The sequence below is a fragment of the Plasticicumulans acidivorans genome (assembly GCF_003182095.1).
Classification (GTDB): domain Bacteria; phylum Pseudomonadota; class Gammaproteobacteria; order Competibacterales; family Competibacteraceae; genus Plasticicumulans; species Plasticicumulans acidivorans.
In genome coordinates this window covers 137,530-145,166 of sequence record NZ_QGTJ01000011.1, presented here as the reverse complement: position 1 = coordinate 145,166, position 7,637 = coordinate 137,530, and the positions used below count along the sequence as shown (strand labels likewise).

At 51.0% G+C, this 7,637-nt stretch carries 6 protein-coding genes and 1 pseudogene; 1 reads left to right on the top strand and 6 read right to left on the bottom strand.

Annotation, left to right across the window (positions count from 1 at the left end):
• Positions 1 to 183: pseudogene (locus tag C7443_RS20185) on the top strand (hypothetical protein); the annotation flags it as partial.
• Between the two features lie 31 nt (positions 184 to 214).
• Here the strand turns inward: C7443_RS20185 and C7443_RS16765 are convergent.
• From C7443_RS16765 to C7443_RS16745, 6 genes are all read right to left on the bottom strand, one after another.
• The gene (locus C7443_RS16765) at positions 215 to 1,198 is read right to left on the bottom strand and encodes a quinone oxidoreductase family protein (protein WP_110019762.1); all 984 of its coding nucleotides are present in this window, start codon (positions 1,196 to 1,198) and stop codon (positions 215 to 217) included.
• 704 nt (positions 1,199 to 1,902) lie between these two features.
• Positions 1,903 to 3,825 (bottom strand): hypothetical protein, encoded by a 1,923-nt coding sequence (locus C7443_RS19975; RefSeq protein WP_146213328.1) that lies wholly within the window; start codon positions 3,823 to 3,825, stop codon positions 1,903 to 1,905.
• A 335-nt stretch (positions 3,826 to 4,160) separates the two neighbouring features.
• Positions 4,161 to 4,592 (bottom strand): GtrA family protein, encoded by a 432-nt coding sequence (locus C7443_RS16760; protein WP_246004693.1) that lies wholly within the window; start codon positions 4,590 to 4,592, stop codon positions 4,161 to 4,163.
• On the bottom strand, positions 4,589 to 5,875 hold the full coding sequence (locus C7443_RS16755; protein WP_110019761.1) for an NAD(P)/FAD-dependent oxidoreductase: 1,287 nt from the start codon (positions 5,873 to 5,875) through the stop codon (positions 4,589 to 4,591). The genes C7443_RS16760 and C7443_RS16755 overlap by 4 nt, the downstream gene beginning before the upstream one ends.
• Before the next feature lie 39 nt (positions 5,876 to 5,914).
• Positions 5,915 to 6,859 (bottom strand): NAD-dependent epimerase/dehydratase family protein, encoded by a 945-nt coding sequence (locus C7443_RS16750; protein WP_110019775.1) that lies wholly within the window; start codon positions 6,857 to 6,859, stop codon positions 5,915 to 5,917.
• A gap of 35 nt (positions 6,860 to 6,894) precedes the next feature.
• Positions 6,895 to 7,632, bottom strand: a complete 738-nt coding sequence (locus C7443_RS16745; RefSeq protein WP_110019760.1) for an SDR family oxidoreductase — start codon at positions 7,630 to 7,632, stop codon at positions 6,895 to 6,897.
• Positions 7,633 to 7,637 lie beyond the last annotated feature (5 nt).

The window sequence follows — 7,637 nt, the reverse complement described above, 5'->3', positions numbered from 1 at the left end:
GAGATCAGCCGCAGCATCGGCCAGGCGGCGCGCGGCAGTGCCGAGATCAGCCAGGCGGTGCAGCAGATGGCCGGCAACGCCCGCGAGGTGCGCGAGGGCGCTTCGCACAGCGCCGCCTCGGCCACCGAGCTGTCGCGGCTGGCCCAGGATCAGAGCACGATGGTCGCGCGCTTCCGCTACTGAGCCCCAGGCGCCGGCCGCTGCAGGCTGCGACTCAGGGCAACAGCAGAGTCGAACCGGTGGTCTTGCGCGCCTGCAGGTCACTGTGCGCCTGCGCGGCATCGCGCAGCGCATAGCGCTGGCCGATTTCGATATGCACCCGGCCGCTCCCCACCACCTCAAACAGCGCCTGCGCGCCGGCCAGCAGGTCGGCGCGCTTGTCGATGTAGTGCATCAGCACCGGCCGGGTCAGAAACAGCGAGCCCTTCTGCGCCAGCAGCAGCGGCGAAACATCCGGCACCGGCCCGGAGGCGTTGCCGAACGTCACCATCGTGCCAAGCGGGCGCAGGCAGTCGAGCGAGCCCATGAACACGTCCTTGCCAACGCCGTCGTAGACCACCGCCACACCGGCACCGGCAGTGATCTCGCGCACGCGGGCGACGAAATCCTCCTCGCGGTAGCGGATGACGTGGTCACAGCCGTGGGCGCGGGCGCGCTCAGCCTTCTCCACGCTGCCGACCGTGCCGATCACCGTCGCGCCGAGCGCCTTGGCCCACTGCGTGGCGATGCTGCCGACACCGCCGGCCGCGGCATGGATCAACACGGTATCACCGGCCTGCACGGGATAGGTCCGCCGCAGCAGATACCAGGCGGTCAGCCCCTGCAGCATCATCGCCGCCGCGGTCTGGCTGTCGATCTCCGCCGGCAGCCGCACTGCGCGCTCAGCCGGAAACAGCCGCCGCTCGGCATAGGCGCCGAGCGCTCCGCTGCAGTAGGCAACACGATCGCCGACGGCAAACTCGCTGACACCCTCACCGAGCGCCTCGACCACACCGGCAGCCTCCAGCCCAAGGCCGCTCGGCAGACTCACCGGGTACAGACCGCTGCGGTGATAGGTGTCGATGAAGTTGAGGCCGATCGCTTCCTGACGGATCAGCAGCTCGCCCGGCCCCGGATCATCGACGCTGACTGCTTCCCAGCGCAGCACCTCGGGACCACCGACCTGATGAAAACGTATGGCGTGGCTGGTCTGCGGCATCGGCTCATCCTCACGAACGTGGTATTCACGCCACAATGGCATTCATCCCCACACCATCCATGCCGAGTGACCACGGCCGTCGTGACGGTGCGCGCTTGTTTTACGGCCTTACTTAGCAAGACCATCAAACGCTGAAGGTATTATCTTTCAGCAGCAAATAAACAAATCCAAAACAGGCCATCTTTGAATCTGTCAGATAGTCGCGCACAAAGTCATACCCAAAACAACGAAAGCACGCCGTAATTCAACACTTCGATAACGCACGCAGCTTGATCCAAATGTAGAGGACTGCACACCCGCAAGTGAATGCCGTACGCTGGCGCCGCACCGACTAGCAATTTATTTGAATAGAGTTGACAGGCAAAGGTCACTTTCACATTTCAGTGCTGACTGCCTACACGCACGGCGCGTAGCACGCGGACCCGCGTGCAACTCATCTTGGTCACGTAAATCACAGAGTTACTTCGCTGAAGTTTTAGTCAACGCTGACAAAAAATAATAATCGAACTATTCCACAAGCAGCTCCATCACATATCGCTATCCTATTTATATCACAACGTATTACCAGCACCGCCAGTAACCTACTCAAAACCCGCCACTCGTATACGCATCAAAAAGCTCGATTGCAGCAAAGCAAACTGGTACATCGAGCCTTCGAATTAATTAAGCTTGGACGTTTAAAAACGTCATGAAAAACCACCCAATCAATTTACATCGTAATCATGGATATTAATATTTTTTGTCATTTGACACATCTGATATGAGCCAGCTGACTGTCGAACAATGCGCACTTCATATTCTCCAGGCTTTAGATCAGCTGCAATTATCCGAGAGAATCCGATATCAACACTGCTTGGCAACTCTAATTTTTTATTTACATCGATACGCGGAACAGACAAAGCCTCAAAATAAAAAAGCTTGCTATCTTGTGTTGACAACACTACAAATACAGAATCAGACACAATATCTTGTACATTAGATCCAGCAACCCAGCCAGCGAACGACACGACTTTATAACCGCTGCGATCCTCAATCATTGCACTGTCAATACCTCCCCGACAATTGGCTTGCTGCACTTCTTTCACATCAAAAGTACGCTGAGGTGTGGCAATTAGACAGCCATGCACCTCACCCAGTTTCCACGACCGACCATCCGAGCTCCAGCGGATCAAATCAGCAACATTTGGCCTTTCAGGAGAACACGCAACAACTCCGCCAAGTAAGCCTTTTTCAACAAACTTTTCTGGATCAGATATCACCTGATCGTATTGGGCAAACCATTTCGGGACAGTGAAAGATTTTCTTTGAGAAATATAAGAAAAGCTTGAACTCCAGTCATTTCCAAAAGCAACAAACTGCATTCCTCTTGGTAATTCTCTTTTCAATATACCACCGACAGCAATGTCGCGATTTTCTCCGCCAAAAGTTTTCTTTATTTGAGACAAATAGTTTTGATCAAGTTGAATAAAATTAGAAGCAACCACTAAGAAAAGCATCAAACCTGCAACAGCTCGCCCCAGCTGCTGGAGAACGACTTCACCAAGGGAAATTGCCACTGCGTACATAAAAAAAATCATATTTGCCGTTTGATAATAATTATGTATGAAGTGCAAATTCGTAAATAACAGAAAAGGCAATAAACCAAGGGCTAATGAACACGCAATTATAATTTTTACTTTTCGACTTATACCAACAAAAAACGGGAAAATTAAAATAAACAGCCCCAGCGCCGCTCCAATATTTGTAACAAGCGATCTTTCCCAAACAAGTTTATACCAAACGCCTAAAGACAGCTTTTGCGACACAGACCCCCAATTCCATTGACTGAGCGCCGCGGATGTCAACTGACTACCAAGAGGACTAAGTAATTTTATTTTATCTGTAGCATCAACCCACAGAACACCAATAGCGAGAGGAACAACAAAGCACAACCCACCAATAAAGACTCGCTTCCCCATAGAAATCATTTTTGCCGATGGAGCTTTATTCAAAACATCGATCAAAAAAACAAGTGATAAAAAGCATAAAATTGGCGCCATCGTTGTCGCTTTTTGCAAAATCGAAAGCGAAGAAAAAACGACAAACAATGAAATTGCTTTCAGTGATTTTGAATCATAAAAAAAATCAACAAAATATTTTATGGCAACGATAGCAAAAAATAACGCTGCCGTTTCAATCATAAAAGAGCGCCCCCAGTAAACATAAGTCGGCGCAGAAAACGTCACTGCCACAAAAATAAAAAGAACAGATCCAGACAAACCTAGTTTTTTATTAATAGACACTATCGGAATTAAGCACAATAACAAAAACACGTAACTTACAACACGACCAGTTGCATCAAGAGAAACAGAAAAAAACTTTGATACAAAAGCAACAATCATTTGATACAGCGGAAATTCAAATGGAATAACCCAAGGAGGACCACCCACGGGTGTCTCATAAAAAACTTTAAATCCTTCGTGAATAAACCAGTATGCAGTCAGTGATGTCTGCGTTTGTCTAAACGCATGTGCATCTAAAGGCGGCTGACTCGAAAAGGCTACAGCAAGATATCCTGAATACAGAAGCACTACACATGCAATAATCACAAAAAATATATTTTTTAAAAAAAAGGGCCAGGCTTTCATTCAATTATCCTTTTAATATCCAATAACAAATCACGGCCACAACCACAAGAACACTAATACTGTATGCACCAGCACAATATTCGTAAGCATCAAACTAATTAGTCAACGACATTAAACTTCGACCAACGACAAAAAATTAATTTTCAAAAGCCGCCAGAGGAGCAGCAATTTCAAGTGCCAACACACAAATGCAAGCACTTGCGCACGCCTAATCCGTCAAACACCAGGGCGATATTCGTAAACCCCTAAAAAACGAGCACAACACTTATCACGAAGGGCTGGCATTTATCTTCGTTTTTTATGATACTTAATAAATAGCTAAGCATGATATGCCATTAATTTTTATAAACAGAGGATTGTCGAAACGATAAATGCTTATGTCCCAAATAGCTCGTAAAAATCGGCGCAACGATGCCACAGGCATGTGCCAACGCCTCAAGATGATGCGTCACACCGATAGCCGGAAGCACAGCATGCAGCATGATAAGGCTGACAATCAGAGTCTGTGGTAACGCAAGCAAATTCACTACGGTAAATCCCGCGAACTGGCGCCAGACGTGACCATCTCGCGCACCAGAAAACACGAAATGCCGAGATAGCACAAACGCTGTTGTCAAACCGATTCCCCAAGCAAGCGTCACAGCACTCTCGTAGTTAACCCAGCGATTGAATACAAAGCGTGAACCAAAGTTAGCGATAGCTGCAAAACCGCCGACCAGCAAAAAACGCACGAACGGATATGTCAACAATTGCCGAAACTGACTCACGCACCTACCCTCGCGGCCATCTCTTTTGCAATTCGTGCGCCTTCGGAGACGCCACGATCTTCCGGATAATAAGAAGAAGTATCGGCAATTTGCAGACCACGAATCGGCGTATTGATGTTTGGCAACAACGCAGCAAAACCTGGTGGGCATAGTGGTTGCGCATACTGTAGCCGCCCAACAGCAGAGTCGAGTCGATCAGCATCACTGAGCGCAGGATTGACGAGCTTCAGATACCCCCATGATTCCTGCACAAAAAAATCATCATCACAGCTGAACTTCGGATGCGTTTGCGGCATGTAGTAAGGCACATAGACGATATGCATATCTCCCAGATCACGCAGATTTGAAAACTCGACAAGACCTGGGACTTCAATACGCGGATCATTGGTGTTTAGCCAGAAATTAGCTGTTACTGCGCGACGTAATTTATGGATCACACACACTGCACCGATATTGCGCAACTGAGCATAACGAGACTTCAGCGCTGCTGGCATTTGAGGAATCAGCGCAGGGATCAACGGCATCGGCACCGTACTGATGACGTGATCGGCCTCCACATGCTGTCCACCAGCCACGACACCGCGAACGGCTCCATCGTTTAATTCGACCATCTGCACCGGAGTGCTCAAGTGAATTCGCCCTCCCCGCGCCGAGATACTTCCAACCAAGGCGTTGACGAGCGTCTCGGAGCCGCCATCGATATACCCCAGCTCCTCCTGCATCAGATTACGGCGCGAGGTCCCCACACGCTTGATGCGCGTCCACAACCACGCGGCTGACACCTGCTCCGAGAGCTCAAAAAACTTCAGCGTGAACAGCTTCTCCCAAAGCACTTTCCACGCACGCTCTCCGCTGCCTCGGCGCAGCCATTCGCCAGCACTGATCGTATCCAGATCACGCCAGTCCTTGCGCTTTGTGGCCATAAACATCTGCCATGCGTAGCGCAGCTTAGAAATCAGATCGAGATGCGGAAAAGCCAGCAGTGCAAGCGGATCGCCCCAGCGATAAAGCCGTCCCTCGTAAAAGTACCCCATCGACGTGTCACGCCAGCGCAATGCATGGCCAATGCCCAGCTCGTCCATCAACTCGAACGTTGGCTGATCAGGTTTGCATACAAAATGGTAAAAACGTTCAATGCTCAATCCACCGAAATCGAAATGAGCAGCCATACCACCCGCGACTTGATCGGCCTCGAACACATCTACACTGTGTCCCGCCTTCAGCAAATGATGCGCAGTCGCCAAGCCCATGGCCCCGGCGCCAAGCACAATGACTTTCGCCATGATGCACCTTGAGTAATAGATAAAAAATCAATGCTGCTTTCAGCGCTGCAGAACAATGCCAGCGTAACGTGGATCGCAATAACTTTCGCGAATTGCCGCTTCGAATGGCGTCTGGCGGACATCAAATTCGCGCTCTGTGTCGACGCCAGTAAAATCATCACCAGCGGTCAAAGCCTTGAGCTGATCAGCCGTAAATGGCGGTTTTGCACTGAATAATGAATAGCCTTTCAACAACCAATAAAACAGCGTATACGGAATATGCACAATAGGTGTTTTAAGCCCTTTGACCCGTTTGATGGTGTGTATTATGTCGACATAATCGATCCGTTGATCACCCACGATGTCATAAACTGCGCCTGTGGGCATTTTCTCCATGCAGCGAACAATGATCTTGCAGAAATCGCGATTATAGAGTGGTTGGCGCATGTAACGACCGTGCCCCGGTATCGGAAAAACGGGGACTTTCTCCATGAATCGCGATAACCAGCCAAGATGCTTCGGATCAAACCAGCCAAACATCAGCGTTGGGCGCAATACACAGCATGGCACACCGCTGTCCACGACCAGACGCTCCTGCTCTTTTTTGGTATTGGTATAATCATCGTCGGCAACTGAATTGACGACTGAAGAGCTGATGTGCACCAAAAATGGCACAGCGAACTCATGGATTGCGTCAAGCACCAGTTTGGTTGACTCGATATTGTTTCTCACGAACAACTGCGGATCTTTACCGGTGATTTGTGCCTGTAGTTGCATCACTCGCACGGCACCGCGTAAATGCTCGCGCCAAGCACCTGGCTCAGCCAGATCGGCGAGCACCGTCACCACATCCGGGTGCAACTTGGCGAGCATGCCGAGGTTGTATTCGTGCTTATCGATAGCGACAAGATTGTCGTAGCCCTGTGCCTTGAGTTCGACGATCAGATTCTGGCCAACGAGGCCGGCAGCTCCGAGGACGACGATTTTGTCGTGTTTATCCATAATTTCACGCACCGGTTCAGATTCGATGGAAATCGCAGTCACAGGCTGGCCCGCCGGAACAGCGGTTCGGGAACAGCTCGTACGATCCACATGATCAAGCGCCAGAAACGCGGCAGGTAAACGACGCTGCGCTGTTTGCGAATGGCGTCGACGATACCGGCGGCAATGGCATCAGGTTGTGCCCAGAGTGGCCCCTTGGGAAAGGCTGCGGTCATTGGGGTATCGACGAAACCTGGTTTTATCGTCAGCACATGAACACCTCGCTTGGACAGGCGCTGACGTAAACCACTGGTGAATGTGCTGACCATCGCCTTGGCACAACCATATACGTAGTTGCTCTGCCGGCCGCGATCACCCGCTACCGAGGAAATCACCGCCAAGGTGCCGTGCCCCTGATCTTCAAAGCGTTCCGCCAGCTCCGTCAGCAAGGCAACCACGCTCAAACCATTCGTGCTGATTTCGGCCAGTGTCTGTGTCACCGAGTGCTGGCAGGCGGCTTGATCAGATAGTGTGCCATGCGCGATCAACACAGTATCAAGTCCGCCCAGTGCCGCCTGAGCCCGGTCGATCGCAGCAGAATGTGCTGCCACATCATTGACGTCCATGGCTTCGCAGGCGATCGCATGCGCACCACGCACCTTCAGGTCCGTGGCAATGGCTTCCAGTCGCTCCGTCCGGCGCCCGATCAGATACAGCGCGTCCCCCTCGGCGGCGAAACGTCTGGCCGTAGCTTCGGCGATGGCCGACGTTGCCCCGATAATCAAAACTTTGCGCATTTATT